The sequence below is a fragment of the Streptococcus oralis genome (assembly GCF_001578945.1).
GTDB classification, from domain to species: Bacteria; Bacillota; Bacilli; order Lactobacillales; family Streptococcaceae; genus Streptococcus; species Streptococcus oralis_Q.
This window is the reverse complement of the sequence record NZ_KQ969678.1, coordinates 1-224: the sequence shown is the minus strand read 5'-3', so window position 1 is coordinate 224 and position 224 is coordinate 1. Positions and strand designations below refer to the sequence as shown.

The 224-nt window shown below is 43.8% G+C and carries 1 protein-coding gene; it reads left to right on the top strand.

Annotated elements, in window-relative coordinates; all coding sequences use genetic code 11:
* The coding region (locus SORDD16_RS10335; protein ID WP_164966543.1) for an HAD family hydrolase at positions 1 to 208 on the top strand (208 nt) is incomplete at its 5' end.
* Positions 209 to 224: the final 16 nt, after the last annotated feature.

Sequence of the window (224 nt, the reverse complement as noted above, 5' to 3'; positions counted from 1 at the left end):
TCTCAAAAAAGAAGGTTTAGATAAGAGCCAGACCTCTGCTTTTGGTGATGGGCACAACGATATCCCAATGTTTGAGATGGTGGGCTATCCAATCGTAATGGGCAACGCCTTTCCTGACATCAAAGAGCTGGCTTATAAGGTAACACGCAGCAATGATGAACATGGTGTCGGCTACGGCATTCGTAAATATCTCAAAAAAATCCACTAATCACGTGTTTGGAGGA